This window comes from Nonomuraea sp. NPDC050153 (assembly GCF_044460125.1).
In the GTDB taxonomy this organism is placed as follows: domain Bacteria; phylum Actinomycetota; class Actinomycetes; order Streptosporangiales; family Streptosporangiaceae; genus Nonomuraea.
Genome location: NZ_JBITJQ010000010.1, coordinates 307,534 through 333,395, shown reverse-complemented (window position 1 = coordinate 333,395; position 25,862 = coordinate 307,534). Strand labels below are relative to the sequence as shown.

At 70.4% G+C, this 25,862-nt stretch carries 22 protein-coding genes; 13 read left to right on the top strand and 9 right to left on the bottom strand.

All coding sequences use genetic code 11. The features are described from left to right. Positions 1–6 precede the first annotated feature (6 nt). Positions 7–396: an ArsR/SmtB family transcription factor gene (locus ACIBQ1_RS26220; RefSeq protein WP_397281471.1), complete on the top strand. Its 390-nt coding sequence runs from the start codon at positions 7–9 to the stop codon at positions 394–396. 86 nt (positions 397–482) lie between these two features. Here the strand turns inward: ACIBQ1_RS26220 and ACIBQ1_RS26215 are convergent, their stop codons facing one another. Continuing rightward, positions 483–1,988, bottom strand: coding sequence for a phosphoesterase (locus tag ACIBQ1_RS26215; protein ID WP_397281469.1), 1,506 nt, complete (start codon positions 1,986–1,988; stop codon positions 483–485). Positions 1,989–2,296: 308 nt separating this feature from the next. Here ACIBQ1_RS26215 and ACIBQ1_RS26210 point away from each other — a divergent pair, with 308 nt between their 5' ends. Together ACIBQ1_RS26210 and ACIBQ1_RS26205 are read left to right on the top strand one after the other, a co-directional pair. Beyond that, positions 2,297–4,159 (top strand): DUF1996 domain-containing protein, encoded by a 1,863-nt coding sequence (locus ACIBQ1_RS26210; RefSeq protein WP_397281467.1) that lies wholly within the window; start codon positions 2,297–2,299, stop codon positions 4,157–4,159. A 110-nt stretch (positions 4,160–4,269) separates the two neighbouring features. Beyond that, a complete protein-coding gene (locus ACIBQ1_RS26205) occupies positions 4,270–4,776 on the top strand; it encodes a hypothetical protein (protein WP_397281465.1) in 507 nt (168 codons plus the stop codon). 79 nt (positions 4,777–4,855) lie between these two features. On the opposite strand, the gene ACIBQ1_RS26200 is transcribed toward ACIBQ1_RS26205, so the two are convergent. Next, positions 4,856–5,641, bottom strand: coding sequence for a hypothetical protein (locus ACIBQ1_RS26200; RefSeq protein WP_397281464.1), 786 nt, complete (start codon positions 5,639–5,641; stop codon positions 4,856–4,858). Positions 5,642–5,830: 189 nt separating this feature from the next. Continuing rightward, positions 5,831–7,021 carry an esterase/lipase family protein gene (locus ACIBQ1_RS26195; RefSeq protein ID WP_397281462.1) on the bottom strand — a complete coding sequence of 397 codons (1,191 nt, stop codon included), beginning with the start codon at positions 7,019–7,021 and terminating at the stop codon, positions 5,831–5,833. Between the two features lie 226 nt (positions 7,022–7,247). On the opposite strand from ACIBQ1_RS26195, the gene ACIBQ1_RS26190 reads away from it, so the two are divergent. The 3 genes from ACIBQ1_RS26190 to ACIBQ1_RS26180 all read left to right on the top strand — a co-directional run bounded on the left by ACIBQ1_RS26190 (position 7,248) and on the right by ACIBQ1_RS26180 (position 9,651). Continuing rightward, positions 7,248–7,580 (top strand): HAD family hydrolase, encoded by a 333-nt coding sequence (locus ACIBQ1_RS26190; protein ID WP_397281461.1) that lies wholly within the window; start codon positions 7,248–7,250, stop codon positions 7,578–7,580. Between the two features lie 65 nt (positions 7,581–7,645). After that, on the top strand, positions 7,646–8,134 hold the full coding sequence (locus tag ACIBQ1_RS26185) for a MarR family winged helix-turn-helix transcriptional regulator (RefSeq protein ID WP_397281458.1): 489 nt from the start codon (positions 7,646–7,648) through the stop codon (positions 8,132–8,134). A 71-nt stretch (positions 8,135–8,205) separates the two neighbouring features. Beyond that, on the top strand, positions 8,206–9,651 hold the full coding sequence (locus ACIBQ1_RS26180; protein WP_397281457.1) for an MFS transporter: 1,446 nt from the start codon (positions 8,206–8,208) through the stop codon (positions 9,649–9,651). A gap of 172 nt (positions 9,652–9,823) precedes the next feature. On the opposite strand, the gene ACIBQ1_RS26175 is transcribed toward ACIBQ1_RS26180, so the two are convergent. Next, on the bottom strand, positions 9,824–11,224 hold the full coding sequence (locus tag ACIBQ1_RS26175) for an MFS transporter (RefSeq protein WP_397281455.1): 1,401 nt from the start codon (positions 11,222–11,224) through the stop codon (positions 9,824–9,826). Between the two features lie 220 nt (positions 11,225–11,444). Next, entirely contained in the window at positions 11,445–12,356 is a 912-nt protein-coding gene (locus ACIBQ1_RS26170) for a LysR family transcriptional regulator (protein WP_397281453.1), read from the bottom strand. A gap of 219 nt (positions 12,357–12,575) precedes the next feature. Here ACIBQ1_RS26170 and ACIBQ1_RS26165 point away from each other — a divergent pair, with 219 nt between their 5' ends. The 6 genes from ACIBQ1_RS26165 to ACIBQ1_RS26140 all read left to right on the top strand — a co-directional run bounded on the left by ACIBQ1_RS26165 (position 12,576) and on the right by ACIBQ1_RS26140 (position 19,038). Further along, positions 12,576–14,981 carry a CaiB/BaiF CoA transferase family protein gene (locus ACIBQ1_RS26165; protein ID WP_397281451.1) on the top strand — a complete coding sequence of 802 codons (2,406 nt, stop codon included), beginning with the start codon at positions 12,576–12,578 and terminating at the stop codon, positions 14,979–14,981. A 2-nt stretch (positions 14,982–14,983) separates the two neighbouring features. Further along, positions 14,984–15,772, top strand: coding sequence for a crotonase/enoyl-CoA hydratase family protein (locus ACIBQ1_RS26160; RefSeq protein ID WP_397281450.1), 789 nt, complete (start codon positions 14,984–14,986; stop codon positions 15,770–15,772). Then, on the top strand, positions 15,769–16,932 hold the full coding sequence (locus tag ACIBQ1_RS26155; protein WP_397281448.1) for a thiolase family protein: 1,164 nt from the start codon (positions 15,769–15,771) through the stop codon (positions 16,930–16,932). The genes ACIBQ1_RS26160 and ACIBQ1_RS26155 overlap by 4 nt, the downstream gene beginning before the upstream one ends. 10 nt (positions 16,933–16,942) lie before the next feature. Next, on the top strand, positions 16,943–17,326 hold the full coding sequence (locus ACIBQ1_RS26150; RefSeq protein WP_397281446.1) for a Zn-ribbon domain-containing OB-fold protein: 384 nt from the start codon (positions 16,943–16,945) through the stop codon (positions 17,324–17,326). A 31-nt stretch (positions 17,327–17,357) separates the two neighbouring features. Continuing rightward, positions 17,358–18,269, top strand: coding sequence for a LysR family transcriptional regulator (locus ACIBQ1_RS26145; RefSeq protein WP_397281445.1), 912 nt, complete (start codon positions 17,358–17,360; stop codon positions 18,267–18,269). Between the two features lie 79 nt (positions 18,270–18,348). Beyond that, on the top strand, positions 18,349–19,038 hold the full coding sequence (locus tag ACIBQ1_RS26140) for a GntR family transcriptional regulator (protein WP_397281443.1): 690 nt from the start codon (positions 18,349–18,351) through the stop codon (positions 19,036–19,038). Here ACIBQ1_RS26140 and ACIBQ1_RS26135 read toward each other — a convergent pair. The 3 genes from ACIBQ1_RS26135 to ACIBQ1_RS26125 form a co-directional block, all read right to left on the bottom strand. Further along, complete coding sequence (locus ACIBQ1_RS26135; protein ID WP_397281441.1) at positions 19,011–20,600, bottom strand: flavin-containing monooxygenase; 1,590 nt, start codon at positions 20,598–20,600, stop codon at positions 19,011–19,013. The genes ACIBQ1_RS26140 and ACIBQ1_RS26135 overlap by 28 nt on opposite strands. Beyond that, complete coding sequence (locus ACIBQ1_RS26130) at positions 20,597–21,511, bottom strand: alpha/beta hydrolase (RefSeq protein ID WP_397281439.1); 915 nt, start codon at positions 21,509–21,511, stop codon at positions 20,597–20,599. Before ACIBQ1_RS26130 ends, ACIBQ1_RS26135 begins: the two co-directional genes overlap by 4 nt. 239 nt (positions 21,512–21,750) lie before the next feature. After that, positions 21,751–22,368 (bottom strand): TetR/AcrR family transcriptional regulator, encoded by a 618-nt coding sequence (locus ACIBQ1_RS26125; protein WP_397281437.1) that lies wholly within the window; start codon positions 22,366–22,368, stop codon positions 21,751–21,753. Positions 22,369–22,458: 90 nt separating this feature from the next. Between ACIBQ1_RS26125 and ACIBQ1_RS26120 the strand changes: the two genes are divergently transcribed. After that, the gene (locus tag ACIBQ1_RS26120; RefSeq protein WP_397281435.1) at positions 22,459–23,385 is read left to right on the top strand and encodes a TIGR03564 family F420-dependent LLM class oxidoreductase; all 927 of its coding nucleotides are present in this window, start codon (positions 22,459–22,461) and stop codon (positions 23,383–23,385) included. Between the two features lie 49 nt (positions 23,386–23,434). Here the strand turns inward: ACIBQ1_RS26120 and ACIBQ1_RS26115 are convergent, their stop codons facing one another. After that, complete coding sequence (locus ACIBQ1_RS26115; protein ID WP_397281433.1) at positions 23,435–25,744, bottom strand: 2OG-Fe(II) oxygenase; 2,310 nt, start codon at positions 25,742–25,744, stop codon at positions 23,435–23,437. Between the last annotated feature and the right edge of the window lie 118 nt (positions 25,745–25,862).

The following is a 25,862-nucleotide window of genomic DNA, read 5'->3' as shown; positions in this document are numbered from 1 at the left end:
GATGGTGTGCTGGCGATAGACGGCTGCACGGTCAAGGTGGTCGACGGCGAACGGGTGACCGCCGTGCGCGAGCGGATGCCGGCCTCCGAGGACCTGACCGACACCGCGGACATCTTCGGGCTGCTGTCGGATCCGAACCGGCTCCGCCTGCTGGTGGCGCTGCTGGACGGCGAGTTGTGCGTGTGCGATCTGGCCGCGGTGACCGGTCAGAGCGAGTCGGCGGTCTCCCATGCCCTGCGGTTGCTGCGGGCGCACCGCATCGTCGCCGCGCGTCGCGCCGGGCGGATGGCCTACTACCGTCTGGAGGACCCGCACGTGCGGATGCTCCTCGACCTGGCGCTCGCCCACACCGAGCACACCGACGCCATCCATCCCGAACGCGACGGGAACACCTGACAGGCACGTAGTCCCGCGCCGGGTCATGGGCGGACGGTGCCGGCCGGGCGTGGCCTGGTGTCGCGCCCGGTCAGCCGGCTTCTCCGTCAGCGCTCGATGAACACCGGGTTGGAGTAGAACCACAGGTCCGCCCACGGGTCGGAGCCCTTCGGGTCGGGCTGGGGCTCGAGCTCGCCGGTGTTGGTGCCGCGGACGCGGACGTACATGGGGCCGTCGATGTCGCGCAGGGTGTGGCGGACGACGATCTCGTCACCCTGGCGCCGCCACTGGTTCGGGCCGTACCGGGCCTCGACCTTGGTGGTCGGGTTGGTATCGGAGGAGCGGTCCTCGGCCGGGCCGGTGACGCGGCCGGTGATGATGTCGACGCGGTTCACCTGGGGGCGCTCGCCCTTGGCGTTGGCCGTACGCGGCATGCGGAAGCGGACCTCGACCTCGGCGTCACGGTCGCGGCCGCGCAGCTGGAGGGTCTCGCCGACGCTCGCGGTGTTGCCGTTGGCCTGGCCCTGGGCGTGTCCGGTGCGGGACACCGTCAGGTCGAGCTGGTCGATCAGGTCGCCGATGACGACGAAGATCCGGCCGCTGCGCAGCCCGTCGAGGATGTCGGCGTAGTCCCAGCCCGCGTGCACGTACGTCTTGGAGTACTCGCCCGGCCAGAAGTCGCTGCCGCCGTCGCTGTAGTGGACGTGGGAGTCGGACGTGGAGGTGATCCACCAGCGACGTCCCTCGCCGAGCAGCGAGTCCCACAGGCCGCCCAGCCGGGCGGTCATCTGGTCGAAACCGCCAATCGTGGGGTGGTTGCCGTAGCCGCCGCGCACGCCGGTCGGCTTGATGCTGCCGTCCTTGTTGAGCGCGCCGGCCTGGTGGCCGGGAGCGCCCTCGAAGCCGTGGGCGATGTCCGGCGCGGTGTCGTTCCAGTTGCGGAACTCCGCCGGGGTGTCCTGGCCGTAGACGCCCAGCCCGGTGGCGGAGCGGGCAGGGTGGTTGGCGAACAGCAGCGGCTTGTGCGGCAACTGCTGCATCACCCGCAGGGCCTCGAGCATCTTCTGCTCGGTGTTGAAGCTCGGGTCGGCGGGGAACGGGTCGCGCGCGGAGAACTTGCTCTCCAGCTGGAACAGGATGTCCCGCTCGGTGGTCACCTTCGGGATGATCAGGCTGGAGTGGTCGGCGGCGGGGGTGTCCAGTTCCATGCCGTAGAACTGCAGCACCTTCGGCACGGACCGGCGCGCTTCCAGGAGGCTCGGGTAGCGCTGCTCGGCGTCCAACTTGGAGTGCAGCGGGCCGCCGTGGTCGGTGGAGACGATCCAGGCGAGCCCGAACTGCTGCGCGTGCGTGGCGTTGACCGAAAGAGGGTAGATCGCGTCCCCGCCGATGATCGGCTTGGGCGGGGTGGTGGAGTTGTCGTAGCCGACGCTGAACTCGCTGTGCACATGGTGGTCGCCCGGCAGCCAGCGGCGGCGACCACTGCCGGGTCGCCGGTCATCGGCCCAGGCCGGACCGGTCAGGCCGCCGACGGCGACCGCGCCGACCAGACCACCGGTCACGGCCAGCAACCGCCGTCGCGTCACAGATTCGGGATTCTCAGAAGCGGACATCGGGGCTAGTTCCTCTCCAAAGGGCGCCATACATCCGCATGAGTTCATCGATCTGACGTGACGGCCTGCTGAAGGGTCACCGACCCTTCAGAGAACAGTGGCGAACCGACGATGACCATGGTCGCTCCGCGCAATTTCTACGCGATGTCGAACTCAAGCCGTCGGACGCGCGTATCTCGTTCTGACGACGGCCGCGACCCCTTTGTGGAGGCAGCCCGAGAGTCCTCAAGTCCGGGCCACATCCACAGACGGAGAGAGGGATTATGAGACATCAACATGGCTCCCGCGTCCGACGAAGGACGGCGGGCATGCTCACAGCCCTGGCTGTCATGAGCAGCGGCCTCACGGCCGGCGCCGCGAACGCGGCGACAAGCGGGGCATCCGGTACGGCCTTCGCGCCGGCCATCTCCTGCCCCTCTGTGGCGGACAGACTGGGCCAGGTGCCCGATCGCGCTCAGGCGGAAGTTCAGCGGAATCTGCAGCAGTTGGAGAGCCAGATCGCTGAGGCCAATCGGCGGCTGGCGAGTTCGGCGGGGCAGGGCGGGGCCAACTTCGTCCAGAATGCGATTCTCGGACCGTTGAGAGACAAGCGGACGGCGGTCCTGCAACGGATCCAGATCGCCTTCCAGCGCGCCGGCGCCCAGGCTCCGACCGGCCTCCAGAACCTGGCCACCTGCACTGTGCAGGACGACGGGACCGGAAACAACAACGGCGACCAGGGCAATGGCAACCAGAACAATGGCGACCAGGGCAATGGCGACCAGAACAACGGCGACCAGGGCAACGGCGACCAGGGCAACGGCGACCAGGGCAACGGTGACCAGGGCGACGGTGACCAGAACAACGGCGACCAGGGCGACGGCAACCAGAACAACGGTGGAGCCGCTGGTCAAATCGTCTGTCCTGAGGTGGCGGACAGGCTGGGCCAGGTGCCCGATCGCGCTCAGGCGGAAGTTCAGCGGAATCTGCAGCAGTTGGAGAGCCAGATCGCTGAGGCCAATCGGCGGCTGGCGAGTTCGGCGGGGCAGGGTGGGGCCAACTTCGTCCAGAATGCGATCCTCGGACCGTTGAGGGACAAGCGGACGGCGACCCTGCAACGGATCCAGATCGCCTTCCAGCGCGCCGGCGCCCAAGCTCCGACCAGCCTCGGAACCCTGGCGGCATGTGACCTGCGGAACGGCAACCCGGGGAACGGGAACAACGGCAACAACGGCAACGGAAACAATGGAAACGGCGGCAACAACGGGAACAACGGCGATGGCGACAACAACGGAAACAATGGAGACGGCGGAGGTCAGGCCAGGGGACCCGTCCCGGAGGACTTCGTCGACATCCGTTCCGTGCAACCGAATGTGAGAACACCCCGCACGCAGCAGAACGGCTCCAGAGGAACGTTCAGCGTGGACTGCGGGCGCAACGAGAGGCGGATCTTCAACTCCGACAACGTCATCGTGGCACCCGGCGTGTCCAACGGCGCGCAGCACACGCACGACTACGTGGGAAACGTCTCCACCAACAACCAGTCCACCAACGAGAGCCTGCTGGCGGCCAGTACCACCTGCCGCAACGGCGACAAGTCCACGCACTACTGGCCCGTACTGAGGGCTCTGGGGCAGGAGGAATTCGACGCCAACCGGCGAGGTGGCGGGCTTGACCTGAACGTCGGCAAGATCCTCACCCCGGTCTCGGTGCAGATCACCTTCAAGGGCAACCCGACCGGCAAGGTGGTGGCGGCTCCGCAGTTCCTCCGCATCATCACCGGCAACGCCCGGGTCGGCGGAGCCGAACCCAACGCGGGATGGACCTGCACCGGGTTCGAGAACCGCCAGTTGACGGACAAGTACCCGCTCTGCCCGAGAGGCAGCAGGCTGGTGCGGGTCTTCGATTTCCAGAGTTGCTGGGACGGTCAGAACGTCGACAGCGCCAACCACCGCACCCATGTCACTTTCCCCCAGGCCGACGGCAGTTGCCCGCAGGGCTTCCAGCCCATCCCCGCGCTGGAACACCGGCTCGTCTACAACGTGCCGCAGGGCCCCAATTTCGCCGTCGACACCTTTCCCGAGGAACTGCACAAGCCGGTCACCGACCACAGCGACTTCATCAACCTGATGAACGAGCAGCAGATGGGACGGGTGGTCGACTGCATCAACAGCGGCAGGCGCTGCCGCTGACCCTGCACTAAGACCGTGGCGGAAACGAGGTTCGGCGTGGCCAGGCGACTGGCCACGCCGTCCTCGTCGCCAGGAGCAAGGCCAAATCAGGTGCGAGAAAGGGCAACATCATGGCTGGCTTCTCCCGACCGCGATGCGCTCAAGGCGCGGCGCGTCTGACCGGTGTCACCAGGAGGCGAGATCGCGGCGGCATCGTCCTGCCGCTGGCCGTCGCCGCGGCGCTCGCACTCACCGGATGCGGTGTGCAGGCCGAGGCGGACAGCGGGCCGAAATCGGCTGCCGGCGCCGCGGCCGGGGGAAGCGCACCCCGCACGTACACCGTCGAGCAATTGGCGGCCACCATCGGCTGCACGGCCGAGATCACCCTCAAGGCACTGGACTACAGAAAAGGGGAATGCACCAGAGACGGGATTCCCTATGTGTTCCTCGATTTCGTCACGGCCGAGGGCCAGCGTGAGTGGCTTGACTACGCCGAGATGTACGGCGGCCTCTACCTCGTCGGCGATCGATGGGCGCTGTCGGCCAAGTCCAAGTCCTTCATGCAGGAATTGAGCAGGAAACTCGGCGGCAAGGTCGAAGAACACGGCCCTGGCGCCTCCACCCCGTCCCCGAGCTGACGGGGCGCTCCCCGAGCCGTCGGGGAGCACCCGATCTCGCGCTGACGCCCTGCACGTGCTGAACACGGCCGGACCGTGGTCAGCCCAGGCCGTACCTGGCGGCCCATCCGGCGAGCTTGTCGCATTCGGCGCTGGGGCAGCGTACGAGGTCGCCGCTCCGGACGAACAGCCTGTTCTCCCTGTAGCCGAGTTCGCCCGCGTCCAGCAGCCGGTAGAAGACCTGCCGGCTGCCACCCGACCTGACCTTGTTGTAGAAGGGCGTGGAGATCGCGTCACCGGCGGGCCGGTCGTAGCGGAAGTCTCCCGTCAGAGTCCTGCCGAAGCCGGTCAGGCAGGTGGCGTAGCCGATCTTCGCCGAGATGGGCTTCATCGCGAAGCCCGCCATCAGGCCGTGGTCCTGGTAGCGATAGAGCTGCGCGCCTCCTACCTCCTTCACCCGGGCCTTGCAGCGCTTGGCGGAGGGCCCGGCGGCGGTGTCCTGACGCGTGAACGACTGGGACGGCTTGGCAGCGCCCTGGTAGCTGTACGTGAAGCTGGTGACCTTCGACGGTTTGGCGGTGTCGGCGCACTGCGGTGTGAGGTTGAGCGTCGGCCCGGAGCCCGCATTGCCGACCATGCGCTGCGTGATGCCCTCCCCCCGCCTCACCAGCACGAGGTGATACTCGCGGCCTTCGACGGTGGCGGGGTGGTACGCCCTGATGTCGGCTGACCTGCCGCCGGCCTGGACGAAGTGACCCGCCCAGTCGGCGCGGGAGGTCCCGCAGCCGTCAGTGGCGGCGGCCGAGGAGGTGGTCGCCGGCCCGGTTGCCGCGAAGGTCGCGGCGAGCGGCATGGCGGCCAGGGCGGTGGTGAGGCGACGCTGCACGACTCTCCCATCTCCGAAAGTGAGTGTCCGACTACTTAGAGTATGCGGAGAGTGTGGAGGTATACAGCTCCTGCCGGGCGTGTCACGTCCAATCTGTTGCTCGACCCCCTGCGGCTGCGGGCCGTTTCCGACGGGGCGTTCGCGGGCGACCTGCCGGGGCCGTGCACGCCGACCTCGGCAGGAAGACGCTCAGCCGAGCCAGGAGGTGATCTGGGTCATGGCGGTCGAAGACCAGCCGAGCTTGAGGTGGTTGAGTGTGAGCGTCGCGGTCGCGGCCCGGTTCGCGATGCCGTCGCCCGCAGCGCAACTCGCCACGAAGACGGCGCCGTCGGACGGCCCCGTGTGCTCGTTGTGCAGCAGCGCCATGTCCGGCATGTTGCCGCACAGCTGGTAGACCGGCACGCTCGACGGAGTGCCGGCGTCGATGAGGGGGCGTACCAGCGAGCCCCTGTCGATGGCCCACTGGATCCCGCGGCCGGCGGTGTAGAAGCCGGTGCCGCCGTAATAGGTGGTGTACCAGTCCTGCTCGGCGGTGGACAGCGGGTAGACGTCGTCCCAGCGATAGAGCATGTCGTCAGAGCCCGGGTAGGCGTCGCCCTCGTAGCTCAGCTCAGGGTGGTTGCGCCATAGGCCGTAACAGACCATCTGGGAGTGGGGCGCGGGCGCATTCAACGACCCCCCACATTCCGGAAATATGGCGAAATCGTGGGTCCAGCCGTGCCGGTACCCCCAGTCGAAGCCCTTGTTCGGCCCGCCGAGGAGGACGAGCTTCCTGACATCGCCCGAGTAGGCCGTGCCCCAAGGCTTGCGCAGCGACGAGACGTACATGCGCGCGTTGAACGCGCCCTTCGACCAGCCGATCACGTCCACCTGCGCAGCACCCGTCTTCGCCCGGATCCTGGCGACGGCGTCGTAGATCTGCTCCGCCCAGTAGTAGCCGTCCCCTGTGACGTGCGGGAAGCCGATCGCGAACACCTTGTAGCCCTGCCCGGTGAGGTGCTGCATGAGCCCCGTGGTGGGGCAACCGGCCTGGCCGCAGCCGTACGAGCCTCTGGCATTGGGGTTGGCCCAGGCCAGATCGGCGTCCTGGTTGGCGCCGTGCACCAGCAGCACGGGGGTGCTCTTGGCTCCTGTCTGCCAGCCCGGCGCGTGGTACAGCAGGAACCGTGAGGAGTGCGGCCGGGCGACGTCACCGAACAGGCGCCTGGTCTGCCCCGTCTGATCGCCACGCCCGTCGGGCGGGTAGGTCTCGGCCTGGAACCCGGTGGAGTTGTCCTTGAGGCGCTCGACCAGCGCCCAGCCGTTCTCCAGGCCCGAGGTGTAGGTGGCCTCCAGCGTCACCGACGCCGCCGCCGTCGCGGCGCCGGGCGTCGTGAACACCGCTCCGGCTGATAAAGCGAGGGCCGCTACCACTCGGCTCCACGAACGTCGTCCCATCAGACCTCCCATGAAGCTCGGATAAGCCACGTTCGCCCGATCCGGAGGCGCGGGTCAATGTGAGCCGCACCCATAGCCCTGTGTCGGGGTCGATGTCCCCGGGAGCGCCCCGTCGTCCCAGGGCGGGCTCCAGGCCGCACCGCCGCCGAATCGCGCTACTTTGGGCGATGTGATCGGCGCAGTGGTGATCGACGTGGACGACACGCTCTGCCTCACCGAGGCGGCCTATCACGAGGGGAACACGCGCTTCATGAAGCCCGACCCCCGGGCCTTCGACGAACTCCTCGCCGCCGCAGGGCTGCGGCCGGACGAATGCGTTTACGTGGGCGACTCGCCCGGTGACGCGCAGGCGGCCAACGGCGCCGGCTTACGCTTCATCGCCTGCCTGCAGAGCGGTATCAGGAAGCGCCAGGATTTCGCCGCTCATCGAGTCGACGCGTTCATCGACGCGTTCCCTGACGTGGTGGAGGCCGTCGCGAGCCTCGACGGAGCTCGATCCTGATCACGGCCCACTGATCGTCCCTTCGCAGATAATCCGCTCCGGGACGACTTGGGTAGGCTGGCGGCATGACGGCAATGGCTCCCGCGCGTACTGAAACCGACCTGTCCTTCCTGCTCGACCACACCGGCCACGTGCTGCGGACCCAGATGACGGCGGCGCTCGCCGAGATCGGGCTGACGGCGCGCATGCACTGCGTCCTGGTACACGCGCTGGAGGAGGAGCGCACCCAGATCCAGCTCGCCGAGCTGGGCGACATGGACAAGACCACGATGGTGGTCACCGTGGACGCGCTGGAGAAGGCCGGCTACGCCGAGCGCCGCCCGTCGAGCACCGACCGGCGGGCGCGGATCATCGCGGTCACGGACGCGGGCGCGGCCATCGCCAAGCGCAGCCAGGAGATCGTGGACGGCGTGCACCGGGCGGCGCTCGGCGCGCTTCCCGACGACGAGCGCGAGGTTCTGGTGCGCGCCCTGAACCGCCTGGTCAGCGGGCATCTCGCCACCCCCGCCGAAGGGCCCCAGCAGACGCGCCGGGCACGGGAGCGCGCAAATTAGATCCGAAGAGGATCGTCTACTACGGAACTATCTGCTACGGTCTCTCTTGTCGACTTGAGACGGGAGAGACCATGTCGTACGTGCGTAACTCGCGGTGGACCGCGCTGGGGGTGCTGTCCGCCACGGGACTGATGACGATCCTCGACGGCAGCATCGTGACGGTGGCGATGCCCGCCATCCAGCAGGACCTGGGCTTCTCGGGCGCCGAGCTGAGCTGGATCGTCAACGCCTATCTGATCCCCTTCGGCGGGTTGTTGCTCCTGGCCGGGAGGCTGGGTGATCTGATCGGGCGCCGGACGATGTTCCTGGCCGGAAACGCGATCTTCACCGCCGCGTCCGTGCTGGCGGGCGCGGCCACCGGGCCCGGCCTGCTGATCGCCGCCCGGTTCCTGCAGGGCGTGGGCAGCGCGCTGGCCTCGGCCGTGGTCCTGGGCATCCTGGTGACGCTGTTCACCGACGCCAGGGAGCGGGGCAAGGCCATCGCGATCTTCAGCTTCACCGGGGCGGCCGGCGCGTCGATAGGCCAGGTCCTGGGCGGAGTGCTCACCGACGGCCTGAGCTGGCCGTGGATCTTCTTCGTCAACGTGCCGATCGGCGTGATCACCATCGCGCTCGCCCTGATGGCGCTGCCCGCCGACCGCGGGATCGGCCTGGCCGCCGGCGCGGACATCGCCGGTGCCGTGCTGGTGACCGCGGGTCTGATGCTGGGCATCTACACCGTCGTCAAGGTCGAGGAGTACGGCTGGCTCGCCGCCCACACCCTCGGTCTCGGCGCGGTGTCGCTGGCCCTGCTCGCCGGCTTCGTGGTGCGTCAGGCCAGGGCCAAGGCCCCGCTCATGCCGCTGCGGATCCTGCGCTCGCGCAACGTGGTCGGCGCCAACCTCGCCCAGATGCTGGCCCTGTCGGGCATGTTCGCCTTCCAGGTCCTCGTCGCGCTCTACATGCAGCGGGTCCTGGGCTACGGGGCGCTGGACACCGGCCTGGCGATGCTCCCGGCCGCAGTGGGCATCGGCTCGATCTCCCTGTTCGCCTCGGCCCGGCTCAGCGCCCGCTTCGGCGCCCGTGCCGTCCTGATCACCGGCCTGGCACTGCTCATCGCGGCGATGCTCCTGCTCACCCGGGTGACGGTGGACGCCGGCTACGTGACCCACCTGCTCCCGGTGATGGTGCTGATCTCGGGTGGCGGGCTGGTGCTCCCGGCGCTGGCCACGCTGGGCATGTCCGGCGCCCGGGAGAGCGACGCCGGGCTGGCCTCCGGCTTCTTCAACACCACCCAGCAGGTGGGGATGGCCATCGGCGTGGCGGTGCTGTCCACGATGGCCGCCTCGCGCACCGGTGAGCTCCTGACCGCCGGAGCAGGCCAGGCCGCCGCGCTGACCGGGGGATACCGGCTGGCGTTCGGCATCTCCGCCGGGCTGCTGGTCGCGGCGTTCGCCGTGGCGCTCACCGTCCTGCGCCGGCCTGCCCCGGTCGCCGCCGACCTGCCCGTCGCCGAAGAGAAGACGGCCGCTGCCTGAGACGGGCCCCCTCCGCCCGGCGTGCTACGGCGCGCCGGGCGGTCTTCGCGCCACCGCTCGCACTCGCATTCGGCGGGCAGGTCGATCGACCAGTTGCCTGCCGTACGCGGCGGCCGGCCGAGCGATGCCCGAATGCGCATGTGACCAGCCCGGTAAGCGACCATCGATGCGGTCAGGCGGCGATCTCCGTCAGCGAACGGTCCCGGGTGCGGACGCCGAGGCGGATGATGCCGGCCGCGATCACGAGCAGTCCCACCATCACGAACGACGCCGGCCGTGCCCCGAAGGCGGTCAGCACGGGCAGCACCACGAGGGGTGCGACGGCGCCGCCCAGGTGGCCGACCCCGTCCGCGATGGCCGACGCCGTGCCCCGTGCCCGGGTGGGAAACACCTCAGCCGTGTAGGTGTAGGCGGGGGTGGCCATGAAGGCGATGCCGAACGAGCTGAACAGCGCCCCGACGGTGGCGACCGTCTCGCCCAGGTTGAGGGTGATGAGCAGCAGCGAGGCCGCGAACACCAGCGTGCCGATGATGACCATGGTGCGGCGTTCCATCCGCTCCACCAGCAGCACGGCGGCGAGCCCGGACACCAGCGGCATGGCGCGGGTGAACACGCTGACCAGAACCGCGTCGGAGGTCGAGATGCCGATGCCTTCGAGGATGAGCGGCAGGTAGCTGGCATAGCCGTACATGGCGATGTAGAAGGCGAACCAGAAGCCGAGCACGATGAGCATCCGGCTCCGGTACGGGGGCCGGAACAGGGCCCGGGCCGGCAGCCTCTCGTCGGTGGCCGCGGCGGTTCCGGCGGCGTCGGGGACGGAGACGGCGCCGCCCGGGGGCAGGCCGACGCGGGATTCCATCCGGCGGACGATGCGGTCGGCCTCGGCGGGACGGCCCATCGCGACCAGCCAGCGCGGCGACTCGACCAGCGCCTTGTCGTTGATCAGCGGCAGCACCAGGAGCACCAGACCGCCGAAGGCCAGCAGGTACCGCCACCCGCTGGAGGAAGCGGACAGCACCGGCAGCGACGCGAACCCGATCACCAGGAGCAGTACGGTGCCCACCATGTACAGGCGTGACAGGTAGCCGCCGCGCTGGTGCTTGGGCGCCAGTTCGCCGATGTAGGCCGAGCAGAGCGCGAGCACGGCGCCCATGCCGCAGCCGGTCAGGAACCGGAAGAACGTCAACGACCACACGTCCCACGAGAACGCCGTGAGGAATCCGCCGAGGCCGAGCGCGGCGATGGTCAGCGCGAGGCCCTTCTGCCGGCCGTGCCGGTCGGCGATGTGCCCGAACGCGTACGCGCCGACGCAGTAGCCGACGAGGTTCCACGTGACCGGGTACCCCAGCTCGGCCCCCGCCAGCCCGAGATCGTCCCGCATGGAGGGCAGCGTGATGGTGAGGACGGAGATGTCATAGTTGGCGAAGAAGAAGCAGAGCATGAGCGCGAACCACGCGGCGCGGCTGAGCCCGACCTTCGCCATGGCGTCGATGCGGGCATCGACGTTGCCGGCCGACACGGACACTGGCGAGGGGGGCTCCGGGGCGGGCGCGTCGGGGGGTGTCTGAGACATCGTGGCCTCCTAGGGGGTAGCGCAAGGGCACCGCTGCGGTGTCAGGGCACGGGCGGCGAACGCTTCACACCGGCCCTCACGCTGGCCCTCACGCTGGCAGGGTGAAGGCGGTGAAAGGCCTCACGTAGCGGTGTGCGTGGAACCGTAAGCAGGCCGCGCCGCCGGTGACCATTGCGCTTCGCGCACGTGCACGTATGCGAAAGCGCAACGTGCCCCAAGGTCAGAGGGTCAGGCGACGCCCGGCCCACTCCTGGCGTGCCACGCGGACGAGCTCCCGCACGACGTCGTCCTGCCGCGCCCGGGACCGGTGCCAGGCCACGCCGAGCAGGAAGTCCAGGTCGTCGCGGAGGGGGACGACCGCGAAGGCCGGGTCGTCGTAGACGCGGGCGCTGCCGCCGTTGCGCGGGTCGATCGTCAGCGTGACCCCGCCGTCGCGGCGGAGGTGGCTGGCCAGCATGACCGCGTCGTTGTTCGGCATCTGGTGGAACGAGGTGATGCCGGCCCTTTTGAGCCGCTCGTGGAACAGGTTGACCGCCACCGGCTGGGGCGTGGGCGGGGTGATGGTCAAGGTGCGGTGCGCGAGGTCCTCCAAGGTCAGCTCGGATGCGGTGGCCAGCGGGTCGTCGGCCCGCATCGCCGCCCAGAACAGGTAGCGGGCCACCACCAGGCTGTCGAGCCGGGGCCGGTCCAGCGGCAGGTGGACGAGGGCGGCGTCGAGCTCGCCACGCTCCAGGGCCGGCAGCAGCTCGGCGGACTGCGCCATCGTCGCTTCGACCGTGTGGGAGGGGAGCGCCTGCTCGGCCAGCGCCAGGAAACGGTCCATCACCGTCGGCGGGCACAGGTGCGTGCCGCCCACGCGCACCACCCGGCTCCTGGCAGCCCCCTTGAGCACGTCCCTCAGGCCGTCCAGCTGCTCCAGGATGTCGCGTACCCGGCCCGCCAGGATCGCGCCGTCAGAGGTGAGCTCCACCTGGTGGTAGCGGCGGACGAACAGGTCGACGCCCAGCTCCCGTTCGAGCTCCTTGACGGAGCGGCTGACCGGCGAGGGCGTCAGGTGCAGCCGCTCCGCGGCGCGGCCGAAATGGAGCTCCTCGGCGACCGCGAGGAAGCACCGAAGCTGCTGTACGTCCATGACCTGGAGTTTCGTGATGGTCGATGCCGCACGTCAACCACGTACGTTGCCGATTGGGACGCGTGGCACGTTGCCGATTCGGACGTTTTCCGGCGGGGCTCGGCATGGCAGTCTCACCTCAGGAACCTGTCCCCGCCGATCCGGACGCGTCGCCGCTCACGGGCCCCGGGACAGGTCATGTCCGGCGTACTCCGCACACACAAAGTGGGGTGATTCACCATGCCCGCAGCCGGGGACCTTCCCCTCACCGGTCTCCGCGTCATCGACCTGGCCGACGGCAAGGCCGAGATGTGCGGCCGGTTCCTGGCCGACCTCGGAGCCGACGTGATCCGCGTCGAGCCTCCGGGAGGCGCGCCGACCCGTCGGCGCGAGCCGCTCCACGACGGTGTGAGCCTCTACTTCGCCACGCACAACGCCGGCAAACGCGGCATCACCCTGGACCTGCACGACCCCGCCGGCCGCGACCGGCTTCTCGGCCTGGCCGCCGGGGCCGACTTCCTCATCGAGACCGAACGGCCCGGCACCCTCGACGGGCTCGGCCTCGGCGCGGACGCGCTGCTCGCGCGCAACCCGGCGCTCGTCGTCATCTCGATCACCGACTTCGGGCAGAGCGGCCCGTACCGGGACTGGGCCGGCACCGACTGGACGCACATGGCGCTCGGCGGTGTGCTGTCGCGTTCCGGCATCCCCGGCCGCGCGCCGGTCGTGCCGCCGGGCCCGCTGGCGTACGAGTCGGCGGCCGTCCAGGCCGCGTGGGCGGGCCTGCTGGCGTACACGAACAGGCTCGAAACCGGGCGCGGTGACCACGTCGACTGCTCGGTGTACGAGATGACCGCGCAGGTCCTGGACCCGGGCTTCGGCATCGGTGGCTCGGCCACCGGCGGCGTGCCCGCCACGAGACTGCCGCGTGGCCGCCCCGACGCCGGCAGCCTCTACCCGATCTTCCCGTGCGCGGATGGATATGTACGGATCTGCGTGCTGGCCAGGCGTCAGTGGCGGGGGATGTTCGGCTGGCTGGGGGAGCCCGAGGAGTTCGCCGACCCCAAGTACGACACCCTCGCGGGCCGCTACGGCGCCACCGAGCGGCTGCACGCGTTGATCGGCGACCTGTTCAAGGACAGGACCAGGGACGAACTCGTGGCCCAAGGCCAGGAGCGCGGCGTGCCGATCGCGTCGCTGCTCGACCCAGGGGAGGTGCTCGCCGGCCCGCATTTCCGCGCACGAGGCGGGCTGGTCGATGCCGAGATCGCGCCCGGCCTGACCGGCCGACTGCCGTCCGGGTACGTCGAGCTGAACGGCGTACGGGCCGGGTTCCGCGGCCGGGCCCCCGAAGTCGGGGAGCACAACGACGAGGTCTTCGCCGAGACGCCGCCGGCCACCCCGGACCCGGTCGAGGGCGGGCCCCGGCGGCGGCCGCTCGACGGGCTCCGCGTGCTGGACCTGGGCGTCATCGTGGTCGGCGCGGAACTTGGCCGGCTGCTCGCCGACCAGGGCGCGGAGGTCATCAAGATCGAAAGCCGGGCCTACCCCGACGGCAGCCGGCAGTCGCTGACTGGCGAGACCATCAGCGCCGGCTTCGCCTGGGGCCACCGCAACAAGCTCGGCGCTGGGATCAACCTCCGCTCGCCAGAAGGGCTGGAGCTCTTCAAACAGCTCGCCGCCTCCTCTGACGTGATCCTGTCCAACTTCAAGCCCGGCACGCTGGAGTCGCTGGGGCTCGGCTACGACGTCATCAGCGAGCTGAACCCCCGGATCGTCATGGCGGACAGCAGCGCTCTGGGCCCGACCGGGCCGTGGAGCCGCCGCATGGGCTACGGCCCTCTCGTGCGTGCCTCCACCGGACTGACCGGACTCTGGCGTGACGTCGGCGTCGAGGCGGGGTTCTGCGACGGCATCACCATTTATCCGGATCACATCGCCGCACGGGTCGGTGCCGTCGCCGTGCTGGCCGCGCTGATCCGGCGGCGGCGTACCGGGAAGGGCGGCACGGTCAGCGTCTCCCAGGCCGAGACCATCCTCACCCAGCTGTCCACGAGCCTGCTGCGCGAGTCGCTGGAGCCCGGATCGTTCACCGCCCATGGCAACAGCGGCGAGTGGGACGCGCCCCAGGGCCTCTACCCGTGCGCGGGGGACGACGAGTGGTGCGTGGTGAGCGTCGAGGACGACGAGCAGTGGCGGAGCCTGTGCGGCGTCATCGGCCGCGCCGACCTGCTCGCCGACGCGCGGCTCGCCACCTCCGCGGGCCGCCGCACGCACCGCGAGCTCGTCGACGCCGCCGTGACCGCGTGGACGGAGACCGCCCCGCCCCGCGAGGTCATGGAACGGCTGCAGGCGGCGGGTGTGCCGGCCGGTGCGATGCTGCGCGTGATCGAATACCTCGACGATCCCCAGCTCACCGCCCGCGGTTTCCTGCGCGAGATGCGCCACCCGCACATCGGGCACCCCCTGCGGACCGAGAACGGCCCGGCGACCTTCGGCGGGGTGGCCGACCCGGAGCTGCGCCCGGCGCCCCTGGCGGGAGAGCACACCCGGGTGGTGGCGACGAAACTGCTCGGCCTGGCCGAGCCGGAGATCCAGGCGCTCATCGAGGCGGGCGTGCTGGAAGAACCAGCTGAAGGGAGTTGACCATGGGTGAGCCCGCCGCGCTCGTCGAGCGCCGCGACCACGTCATGTTGATCACGTTGAACCGGCCCGAGGCGCGCAACGCGGTGAACGGGGCGATGACCCGCGCCGTCGGCGAGGCCCTGGACGAGGCCGACGCGGACGCCGGGATCCGGGCCGTGGTGCTGACCGGGGCCGGGGACAAGGCGTTCTGCGCCGGTGCCGACCTCAAGGAGGTGGCCCGCGGGGAGCTCTCCACCGAAGGGGTCAAACCGCATTGGGGCTTCGCCGGGTGCGTGACGCATCCGATCGCCAAGCCGGTCATCGCCGCCGTCAACGGGTTCGCGCTCGGGGGCGGCACCGAGATCGCCCTGTGGGCCGACCTGGTGGTCGCCGCGGAGAGCGCGCGGTTCGGCCTGCCCGAGGTCAAGCGCGGCATCATCGCCGGCGCGGGCGGCGCGTTCCGGCTGGCCGCGCAGCTCCCGACCAAGGTGGCCATGGAGATCCTCCTGACCGGCGAGCCCGTGACCGCCGCCGACGCCCTGCGGCTCGGCCTGGTCAACCGGGTCGCCCCGCAGGACCAGGTGGTGCCCGCCGCGCTCGCCCTGGCCGAGGCGGTCAGCGCCAACGCGCCGCTCGCCGTACAGGCCAGCAAGCGGATCGCGCGCGGCATCGCGGACGGCACGGTCGCCTCGGAGCAGGCCGCCTGGGAGCGGACCGCCGCGGAGGCGGCCACGTTGATGCGGTCGGCCGACGCGAAGGAGGGGCCGCGCGCCTTCGCCGAGAAGCGCGCCCCCGTCTGGGAGGGCCGATGAAGCGCGCCCCCGTCATCGCCGGGCTCGGCATGACCGAGCTGGGCAAGGTGTACGGCAGGACCGCCCCCGAGTTCGCCGCCGAGGCCGTCCGGCTCGCCGCCGCCGACGCCGGGATCGACCTGCACGAGGTGGACGGCCTGCTGACCAACACCGGCATCACCGGCGACGTCGGCCTGGGCCTCCAGCGCGATCTCGGGCTGCGCCACCTGCGCCTGCTGTCGGAGGTGCAGGCGTACGGCTCGTCGGCCGGAGCCATGGTGCAGTACGCCGCCATGGCCGTGATGTCGGGCATGGCGGACATCGTGGCCTGCGTCTTCGCCGACGCCCCGCTGCGGGACAAGTCGTCAGGCGGCGCCGCCGCCTACGCCGCCGCGGGCCGGCGGCCGACCGGCTGGCAGGGCCTGACCGCCGCCTCGGGCATCTACAGCGCCAACACCATGTACGCGCTGGCCGCCCGCAGGCACATGCAGAATTACGGCACCACGAGCGAACAGCTCGGCCACATCGCCGTCGCCCAGCGCGCCTGGGCGGCCGGGAACCCCCTGGCCCAGATGCGCGACCCGATCACCATCGAGGACCACCAGAACTCCAGGTGGATCGCCGAGCCGTTCCACCTCCTCGACTGCTGCCTGGTCAGCAACGGCGGCGTCGCCGTCCTCGTCACCTCCGCGGGCCGGGCCGCAGACCTCGCCCGGCCCGCCGTCCACATCCGCGGCTGGGGCCAGGCGCACCCGGGGTACGTCATGGGCAGGGACAGCGAGTTCGGCCTGGTCAGCGGCGCGGCCCTGTCGGGTTCCACGGCGCTGAAGATGGCCGGGATCACGATCGCCGACATCGACGTCGCCGAGTTGTACGACTGCTACACCTACACCGCGCTCATCTCGCTGGAGGACTACGGCTTCTGCGCCAAGGGCGAGGGCGGGCCCTTCGTCGCCGGCGGCGCGCTCGGGCCGGAGGGGAGCCTGGCCGTGAACACCGGCGGCGGCCAGCTCTCCTCCTACTACATGTGGGGCATGACCCCGCTGTCCGAGGCCGTCATCCAGGCCCGCGGCCAGGGCGGCGACCGCCAGGCGCCACGCAACGACATGATCCTGGTCAGCGGCAACGGCGGCGTCCTCGACCACCACTCCACCCTGATCCTCAGCCCGCACGCCCGATAGGAGCACGCCGATGCCCGTGGGAATCGTCCACCGCGACGCGGCCACCGCCGAGTTCTTCGACGGCACCGCACGCGGCGAACTGCTGATCCGGCGCTGCGCCGCCTGCGGCGCCCACTCCGCGCCGCAGGCGCGCACGTGCCCGCGATGCGCCTCGCCCGAGCTGTCCTGGACGGCCGCGGCCGGAACGGGCCTGGTGGTGAGCTGGTCCGTGGTGCACGCCAAGGGCGCGCCGCCGTTCGTGGTCGGCATCGTCGAGCTGGACGAGGAGCCGTGGATCCAGGCCCAGATCGTCGAGATCGCGCCCGAGCACGTGTACGGCGGCCTGCGCGTACGCGTCGCCTTCGAACACCCCGAAGGGGGCGAGGCGATCCCCGTGTTCCACCCGGCCTCGTGAGCCCGCGCGGCGGGGTGGATACCCTGGCCGGGTGGACATCCAGCAGCTGCGTTACTTCGTGGTCGTGGCAGAAGAGCTCCACTTCGGCCGCGCCGCCGAGCGGCTGCACGTGACGTCATCCCCGCTGAGCCGGCGCATCCGCGAGCTGGAGAAGGAGCTCGGCCACGACCTGTTCGACCGTCGTTATCACCAGGTCGAGCTGACCTCCTTCGGACGGACGTTCCTCGATCCCGCCCGCGACGTCCTGGCCCGCTTCGACGCGCTGTCCGAGCTGGCCGCCGGAGCCGCCCCACCGCCGACGGTCGTGCGCGTGGGGGCCACGCCGCTCGCCCCCGCCCAGGTCCTGGACCTGGTCCTGGAGACGTTCGCGGAGGTCAGCCCGGAGATCGAGCTGCCGGTGACCCTGGAGCCGTCCGCGGGGCTGCTCAGCCTGCTGTCGACGCGCAGGCTGGACATCGCCGTCGTCCACCTGCCCGTGGAGGCCGGCGACCTCGCCAGCCTCGCGCTGGCGGAGTACCGCTTCGCCGTCGCCATGCGCGCCGACGACCCCCTCGCCGACCGGCCCCGGATCACCCTCGCCGACCTCGCCGACCGGCAGATGCTGCTCACCTCGCACAAGGTGCATCCCCTGGTGATGAACGGGCTCCGCGACCACCTGCGCGCGGGCGGCGTCACCCAGATCCGCGAGCTGCCGCACAACGACGCGGTCCAGGTCGCCGCGCACGTCACCCATTCCAGAGCCCTGTCGTTGACCACGCTCAGCACCATGTCGGGCCGCATCTTCGGCGAGGCGGGCCTCGTCCTCGTGCCGCTGCACGACCCGGATCTCCACTTCCGGCTCGGCGTCGTCTGGCCCGCGAACGCGGAAGCGCGCGGCGGCCCGATCGCGAAGGTCCTCGACGCTCTGCGCACCCGGCGCGGCGACTCCCTCGCCATCCTCTGAGGACGTGCCCTGCCCTCCGACCCTCGATAATGGGCCTGTCCGGAGCCGCTCCACGGGCTCCCCGAGGTGAGGACGGTCGATGACCTTCACCGTGCCCCCCACCCGAGGCGAGGCGGCCGCACGGCAGTTGCGAGCCGAGATCGTCAGCGGTGTGCTGCGTCCCGGCGAGGTCATCAAGGACGCCGAGATCGCCTCCAGGCTCAGCCTCAGCATCACGCCCGTTCGCGAGGCGATTGCCCAGCTCGTCACCGAAGGGCTGATCGAGGCGGTGCCCAACCGGGTGCGCAGGGTCGCTCCCGTCACCCGCGAGAGCGCGATCGAGGTGATCGACGTGATGGGCGTGCTCGGCACCGCCGCTCTGGAGCGGGCGATGCCCGCGCTGACGCCCGACCTGCTGGCCCGGATGCGGGCCGAGCTCGACGCGATGGACGCGGCGCTGGCCATCGAGGACTCCGCGGCCGCCACCGCGGCGGGCACGCGGTTCACGCTGATCATGGTGCACGCGGGCGGCAACGGCGAGCTGGAGGCGCTGTGGAACCTGGTGATCGCCAGGGCACAGCGCCTCATGATGCTCACCGCCGCCAGCGGGTTCTGGCCGCTGTGGCAGTCCGGTTACGGCGAGACTCTGACCCTGCTGGAGGCCGGCGACCGCGCCGGCGCGCTCCAGCGGTTCGGGCAGATCTTCGTCACCGTGAAGGAGCACCTGGCCGAGGGGACGGCCGACGGGGTGATCCTCGGCGGTCAGGTGGAGAGCACGAATCCCGCATAGCCGTCCGCCGTGACCTGATCGCACTTCTGCCGGTAGGCGCCGACGCCGCCGACGTACGGCATGAACACCCGTGGTTTGCCCGGGATGTTGGCGCCCAGATACCAGGAGTTGGCCCGCGGGTAGAGCGTGTGGCCGGCGACCTCGTTGACGTGGTCCACCCAGGCGTCCTCGGCCGGCGGGTCGGCGTCGATGGTGGCGATGCCGTCAGCCCGCAGCCGCCGCAGGCAGTCGGCGATCCATTCGACGTGCTGCTCGATGGAGACGATCATGTTGCTGAGCACGGACGGGCTGCCGGGTCCCGTGATGGTGAACAGGTTGGGGAAACCCGCCGTCATCAGCCCCAGGTACGTACGCGGCCCGGCCTCCCACTTGCGCCGCAGCGACAGGCCGCCCTTGCCGGTGATGTCGATGCCGAGCAGCGGACCGGTCATGGCGTCGTAGCCGGTGGCGTACACGATCGTGTCGGCGGCGTACTCGGCGTCGGCGGTGCGCACACCGGTCCGGGTGATCTCCTCGATCGGCGCGTCGCGGACGTCGACCAGGGTCACGTTGGGACGGTTGTAGGTGGCGTAGTAGCCGGTGTCGATGCAGATCCGCTTGGTGCCGATGGGATGGTCCCTGGGCGCCAGCAACTCGGCCACCCGCGGATCCGTGACGATCTCGCGGATCTTCCCGCGGACGAACTCGGCGCTGATCTCGTTGGCCTCAAGATCGATCGCGGTGTCGCCGAAGGAGCCGAGGAAGGCCACGTCGCCCTTGGCCCAGCGGCTCTCGAACTCCCGCAGCCGATCTTCCTCCGTCGCCTCCAGCGCCGATGCGGTGTTGGAGGTGCCCATGACGCCGGCGGCGGAGGTGCGCATGGTGGCGCGGAGCTCGGCGTAATTGGCCTTCACCCACTGCGCGTACTCCGGCTCCATGGGCCTGTTCCACGCGGGCAGGCTGTAGTTGGCGGTGCGCTGGAACACCGTCACGTGCTCCGCCTGCGTGGCGATCACCGGGATCGCCTGGATGCCGGAGGACCCGGTGCCGATGACGGCGACCCGCTGCCCGGTGAAGTCCACGCCCTCGTGCGGCCACCGCCCGGTGTGGTGGCTGGGCCCCTGGAAGGAGCCGGCGCCGGGGAAGGCGGGTATCCGGGCCGTCGACAGGCAGCCCACCGCGGTGATGAGGTACGTCGCCGACACGTGGTCGCCGCGGTCGGTCTCGACGCGCCACAGGTTCGCGGTCTCGTCGTAGCCGGCGCGGGTCACCCTGGTCTCGAACCGGATGTCTTTACGCAGGTCGAAGCGGTCGGCGACGTGGTTGGCGTAGAGCAGGATCTCCGGCTGGGACGGATAGCGCTCGCTCCACTCCCACTCCTGCTGGAGCTCCTCGTCGAAGGAGTAGGAGTACTGCATGCTCTCGACGTCGCAGCGGGCGCCCGGGTAGCGGTTCCAGTACCAGGTGCCGCCGACGCCGTCGCCGGTCTCGAAGACGCGGACGGTCAGGCCCAGGCCGCGCAGCTTGTGCAGCATGTACATGCCGGCGAAGCCCGCGCCGACGACGACGGCGTCGACATTCATCGCAGGCTCCCGTCGATCGCCTCGACGACCATGGTGATCGCCGCCGCGCTGCCCGGCAGCACGTTCACCATCGTGAAGAAGGCATGCATCTGGCCCTCGAACCGCTTGAACCGCACCGGTACGCCGGCCTCGCGCAGCCGCTCCGCGTAGGCCTCGCCCTCGTCCCGCAGCACGTCGTGCTCGGCGGTCAGCACGACGGCCGGCGGCAGGCCCGACAGGTCCCGGGCCCGCAGCGGGGAGGCGTCCGCGTTCGCCCGCGTGGCCGGGTCGGGCGCATAGTGGTCCCAGAACCAGATCATGCTGTCGCGGCTCAGCATGAGCTGGTTGGCCGGGTCGGTGTAGGAGGCGTTGTCCAGGTCGTGATCGGTCACCGGATAGACGAGGATCTGCAGCGCGATGGCGGGGCCGCCCTCGTCGCGGCTGCGCTGGGCCACAACGGCCGACAGGTTGCCGCCCGCGCTGTCCCCGGCCACGATGATCGGCAGGCCCGGCTCCCCCGCGGTGGCCCAGCACAGAGCGTCGTAGGCGTCGCGGGCCGCGACGGGGTAACGGTGCTCGGGGGCGAGCCGGTAGTCGACCAGGACGACGGTGCAGCCCGTCCGGTGCGCCAGCGTCCGTCCCAAGGTGTCGAACTCGTCGAGGGCGCCGATGACCCAGCCGCCACCGTGGTAGTACACGATCACCGCCCGCGGGTGCTCGACCGGGACCAGCACGCGTGCCCCGAACGATCCGCCGTCCGCCGCCTGGATCACGACCTCCTCCACGCCGGCCATCTCCGGGCCCTTGCCGTACAGCTCGCCGAGCGCGCCGCCGAGGGCGCGGGCCTCCACGGGTGTCATCTCGTGCAGCGGCTTGCCGCCTGCTTCGTTCATCTGCTTGAGGAACTGGGCCGTCGCGTCGTCAAGGGACATGGAAGGGTCACCTCACCGGGGCCGTGGAGTGATCTGCATCACCCGGAACGTGTCCTGAATGTAAAATGCAGGATGCATTCAGTCAACGAACGGTGCCCGGCCGGGGAAGAGCGGGCCGACCCGACCGTCTCGATACCGGTGCCGTTCTTCTTGGACGACTTCAGGGTGTAGGTGGTGTCGTTGGCGATCATGCGCGCCGGGGACGGTCCAGCACCGACCGAGGGGACCGGAGCCGCCGATCAGCGACCCTTTGCCGTCTGAGGGGGTTCGCCCGGGTAGGGAACGCCGGTGTTGATCAGGGCGAGGAGGCGGTCGAGGAGACCGGTGTCGGTGGGGGTCTGCTCGCTGGCCCAGGCGATGGCGTTGGTGAGCATGAGGAGGTCGGCTGTGTCGAGCCGCGCGGGGGCGTTGCCGTGCTGTTGGGCGCGGCCGAGCAGGGCGGCTCCGGTGGCGTGGATCGCCTCGTGACAGGCGGCCAGTGCGGTGCCGGTCTCCGGGGTGGGCTTGGCGATCATCTCGGTCGCGACCAGGCCCCGCATGGCGGTCGCGTGGCGGGCGACGGCGCGTAGCCAGGCGCGCAGCGCCTCGTCGGGGGATGGGTGTTCGAGCAGTTCGCGGCCTTGGGCGCAAAGGGCCTGGACGTCGCCGCCGATGATGGCGACCAGGAGGGCCTGGAGGTTGGGGAAGTGGCGGTAGAGCGTGCCGGGTCCCACGCCGGCCTGTTGGGCGATCTTGTTGAGCGAGGCGTGGGGGCCTTGTTCGGCGAACACCGCCCGTGCCGCCAGCAGGAGCCGCTCGCGGTTGTCACGGGCGTCGGCACGCCGTGGGCGTCGGCCGTCCCCAGGACTGCTCTTCATGGTTGCCCCCGGGTTGATAAGCGGAGAAGTTCTCCGTACTCTAGCGGAACCTAAGCGGAGACCCTCTCCGCGTGTGATGGGAGCGGCGGGATGAGAATCGGGTTGGCAGTCGGCGATCTGCGGGGACCGGTGACAGCCGGGGAGCTCGTCCGCCAGGTTCGCAGCGCTGCCGAACACGGGCTGAGCAGCGTGTGGGCGTCTCAGGCGTTCGGCTGGGACGCCCTGACGGCCTTGGCCGTCGCCGGTGCCCAGGTGCCGGAGATCGAACTGGGGACGGCCGTCGTGCCCGTTCCGCAGCGCCATCCCCTCGTCCTGGCCGGCCAGGCGCTGAGCGTCCAGGCGGCCACGGGCAACCGGCTCACCCTGGGCATCGGGGCGGGGATCTCGATGATGGTCACCGACATGTACGGCCTGCCCGCCGATCGCCCCGCCGCCCGGATGCGCGAACACCTGTCGATCCTGCGTCCGCTGCTGCACGGTGAGGCGGTCTCCCACCGAGGCGAGACCCTGACGGCCGTGGGCCAGGTGGCTGTCGCGGACACCACACCGCCGCCGGTGCTGCTGGCCGCCCTGGCTCCCGCGATGCTGCGCCTGGCAGGAGAACTCGCCGACGGGACCGTGACCTGGATGACCGGCCCCCGGACCCTGGCCGACCACATCGTGCCCTCGATCACCAAGGCCGCCGAGGCCGCGGGCCGCCCGTCGCCGCGCGTGGTCGCCGGGCTGCTGGTCAGCGTGACCGACGACGAGCACGGTGTTCGCGGGCGGATCGCCGAACAGTTCGGTCTGGCGGGCCAGGTCCCCGAGTATCGGGCGGTGCTGGACCGGGAACGGGCCGCCGGCCCGCAGGACGTCGTCATCGTCGGGGACGAAGCCCAGATCGAAGGCCGGCTGCGACGGCTTCACGACGCAGGCGTGACCGACTTCTTCGCCGCGCCCTTCGGCAGCCCGGACGAACAGGACCGCACCATCGACGTGATCGCGGCCCTGGCCCGAACCAAGCGCCACCACAGCTGACCCGGCGTGTGCCTTTCACGCATCCGGTCGAGCGTCGCGCACGGCCCGATCAGAGGGGAACATTCCGGTTCTTGGTGAGCCAGGCCAGGTTCGCTTCGTGACGTTCGCGGGTCAGACGCTCTTGTTCGAAGAGCGCCTCGGTTTTGGTCAACACCAGGGTGTACGGGCGGCCCTGCCGCCTGGTCTCGTGACGGACGGGCAGCTCCGCGTCATCTATTCGGGCGTGGACATGCCTGCGCTTGTCCTTTGCGAGCGGCCAGTCGAGAGCACGCCGTTCAGGATGCCGGAGGAACGAGCCGAGCACCTCGCACAGCTCGCACGCGCATCCGGTGGGCAGCTCGATCGACCAGTCGCCCGGCGCGCGTTGTGGCTGCGCCAGTAATGCCCGGATCCGTTCGGCACAGTTGATGGCCAGCTCGTCGAAGCCCGCCTGGTGCGTCCCGGCGGCGCGCAGCGTGGCCATCGCCAGTAGGTGCGCCCGATCACCGTCCGTCCGCGCGAGCTTGTGGGCGTGCTCCAGTACGCCCGTCGATCCCAGCTGGGCCGCGGCCGCGATGATTCCGGAGCATGGCGCCCCCAAGGAGGTCAGCCATGCTTCTTGCCGGGAGGTGAGAGGCCCGTCGAGCGCTGGACCGACCTGGCGCGCGAACATCGTCCACGACAGATCGACGATGCGGCGGGCGGCCGTGGTGGAGGGGCTCCCCTCCACCGAAAGCGCGGCACACAGCCGTGGGAGATTCTCGAGCCATTCCAGCGGCGCCCGGGCGAGGCCGTAGGAGCCGGGTCGCCAGCCCTCGGACCAGTCGTGCAGCAGACCGTCGATCCAGGCGTCGCCGTAGTGCGCCGCCAGGCCGGCGAAGGCCGGGCCGTGTCCGGGGACCAGCCGCTCCAACGCGAACGGCCGCAGCAGCATGGCGGCGATCTGCGCGTCATCCAGCTCTCTGGCTGCCTCCAGCGCCTTGTGGAGAAGTTCGGTTTGGCCGGGGTATCGGCCTGCGGCGTGCCAGAAGGACTCCAGCGACCGCGCCGCCTCACGGGCCTGCGCGCTCTCCCCGGCGCGGGCCATCGCGGTGAGTTCGTCCAGCGCCCACCCTGGAGACGCCTCGGCCCGGCTGGCGAAGCCCTGGCCCCGTGGCCAGATGACCAGCGCCGCCCGCCGGTACCAGCGGTCCAGGGTGTTGCCGTAGTTGCCCATGTAACCCTCGTACTCCGAGGAGTAGGGCGTCAGATCAGCCGTCGGGGTCGTCGAGGCCACCTCGGCGTCGCTGAGGTCCAGCGAGATGTCCTCGAGCTGCCCTGTTTCCGGGCCGATCCAGTGGGCGAGCGTGGTGGAGGTCTCGATCAGATCCTGAAGGACGTACTCCCTGTCGTCCGCGCTGCGCGAGTCCTCGTGGTCGTCGGGGTCCTCGTCCTCATAGTCGCGGTACCACGCGTCCTCGTCCTCGTTGGGATCGTAGGCGTCCCAGGTCTCCTGGATCTCCGCGAGGGCCAGGGTGATCTCGCAACCCGCCCGCTCCGCCGCAGCCCGCAGCAGGGCGCCCCGCGGGGCGTCGGAGCCCTTCAACCGGGACCAGCTCAGCCCGCGGGCGGTGTACTCATGGTCGAGAAGGTACGCCAGCCGCGTCGGCGGATCGCCTGTGCGAGAGCTGTACGGCACGACGACCGGGGTGGTGAAGTGCGTGTGAAGGCAGGCCGCGAGATCACTGACCAGCGGATGCTCGGCCGCCGCGGCCTGGCTGTCGCCCGTCAGGAGCAGGTTGTAGGTGAGGGTGACGCGGTTGCCCGTCTTCACGGGGAGAACCTGGTGGCGGCAGTCGGCGTAGAAGGCCACCAGCGAGACCGCGGACTTCAGCCCTCGGTATTTCGTGGACCGGCCCTGATGCTCGACGACGAGCTCCCCGCCGGTGTGCGCGGACGGCAGCGTCACCACCAAGGTCGCGACCATGGCGTCGTCCTTCTCGGAGTCCTGGTGCGCGACGAAGAACTGCCCGGTCTCGTACAGGAGCATCGAGTGCAGCTCCGGCGTGAGCTCGCAGTGCGGCGGCAACCCCAGCTCCGCCCGCATCCCGTCGAGGACGGCCGCGAACGCCTCCGTCCACTCGACGCGCGCCAACTCCTTGGGAATCTCCCAGGTGTCGCGAACCTCCGGGTCGGTCAAGGTATGCTCACCGCGCCCGAACCGCGCACGGCGGCCGAGTTCTCGTAGCTGGGAAGCCTGCTCGTCGGAGACGGGGAACCGCAGCGGGCCGACCCCATCGACCACTACCGACAGATCGGTCTTGGAAAGCTTTCGATAGACGCTGGACGCGGCCGGCTCCGCCGACGCATCGAGCAACTCGGCCAGTCGTTCACGGGCCATGCCGGGCACGGAATTCCCTTCTCTGTCGCGGAACCAAAGCTACTGCGTGGGGAGAGCGCTCCGGTGGGGGCTTTCAGGAACGCCGTCCGCGGATGCCGAAGACCACGACCGGGAACTC

Excerpts from the sequence above, each read along its gene's own strand:
- ACIBQ1_RS26215 (WP_397281469.1), bottom strand. The coding sequence starts at position 1,988 with ATGTCCGCTTCTGAGAATCCCGAATCTGTGACGCGACGGCGGTTGCTG.
- ACIBQ1_RS26210 (WP_397281467.1), top strand. The coding sequence starts at position 2,297 with ATGCTCACAGCCCTGGCTGTCATGAGCAGCGGCCTCACGGCCGGCGCC.
- ACIBQ1_RS26205 (WP_397281465.1), top strand. The coding sequence starts at position 4,270 with ATGGCTGGCTTCTCCCGACCGCGATGCGCTCAAGGCGCGGCGCGTCTG.
- ACIBQ1_RS26185 (WP_397281458.1), top strand. The coding sequence starts at position 7,646 with ATGACGGCAATGGCTCCCGCGCGTACTGAAACCGACCTGTCCTTCCTG.
- ACIBQ1_RS26180 (WP_397281457.1), top strand. The coding sequence starts at position 8,206 with ATGTCGTACGTGCGTAACTCGCGGTGGACCGCGCTGGGGGTGCTGTCC.
- ACIBQ1_RS26175 (WP_397281455.1), bottom strand. The coding sequence starts at position 11,224 with ATGTCTCAGACACCCCCCGACGCGCCCGCCCCGGAGCCCCCCTCGCCA.
- ACIBQ1_RS26170 (WP_397281453.1), bottom strand. The coding sequence starts at position 12,356 with ATGGACGTACAGCAGCTTCGGTGCTTCCTCGCGGTCGCCGAGGAGCTC.
- ACIBQ1_RS26165 (WP_397281451.1), top strand. The coding sequence starts at position 12,576 with ATGCCCGCAGCCGGGGACCTTCCCCTCACCGGTCTCCGCGTCATCGAC.
- ACIBQ1_RS26160 (WP_397281450.1), top strand. The coding sequence starts at position 14,984 with ATGGGTGAGCCCGCCGCGCTCGTCGAGCGCCGCGACCACGTCATGTTG.
- ACIBQ1_RS26155 (WP_397281448.1), top strand. The coding sequence starts at position 15,769 with ATGAAGCGCGCCCCCGTCATCGCCGGGCTCGGCATGACCGAGCTGGGC.
- ACIBQ1_RS26150 (WP_397281446.1), top strand. The coding sequence starts at position 16,943 with ATGCCCGTGGGAATCGTCCACCGCGACGCGGCCACCGCCGAGTTCTTC.
- ACIBQ1_RS26140 (WP_397281443.1), top strand. The coding sequence starts at position 18,349 with ATGACCTTCACCGTGCCCCCCACCCGAGGCGAGGCGGCCGCACGGCAG.
- ACIBQ1_RS26135 (WP_397281441.1), bottom strand. The coding sequence starts at position 20,600 with ATGAATGTCGACGCCGTCGTCGTCGGCGCGGGCTTCGCCGGCATGTAC.
- ACIBQ1_RS26130 (WP_397281439.1), bottom strand. The coding sequence starts at position 21,511 with ATGTCCCTTGACGACGCGACGGCCCAGTTCCTCAAGCAGATGAACGAA.
- ACIBQ1_RS26125 (WP_397281437.1), bottom strand. The coding sequence starts at position 22,368 with ATGAAGAGCAGTCCTGGGGACGGCCGACGCCCACGGCGTGCCGACGCC.
- ACIBQ1_RS26120 (WP_397281435.1), top strand. The coding sequence starts at position 22,459 with ATGAGAATCGGGTTGGCAGTCGGCGATCTGCGGGGACCGGTGACAGCC.
- ACIBQ1_RS26115 (WP_397281433.1), bottom strand. The coding sequence starts at position 25,744 with ATGGCCCGTGAACGACTGGCCGAGTTGCTCGATGCGTCGGCGGAGCCG.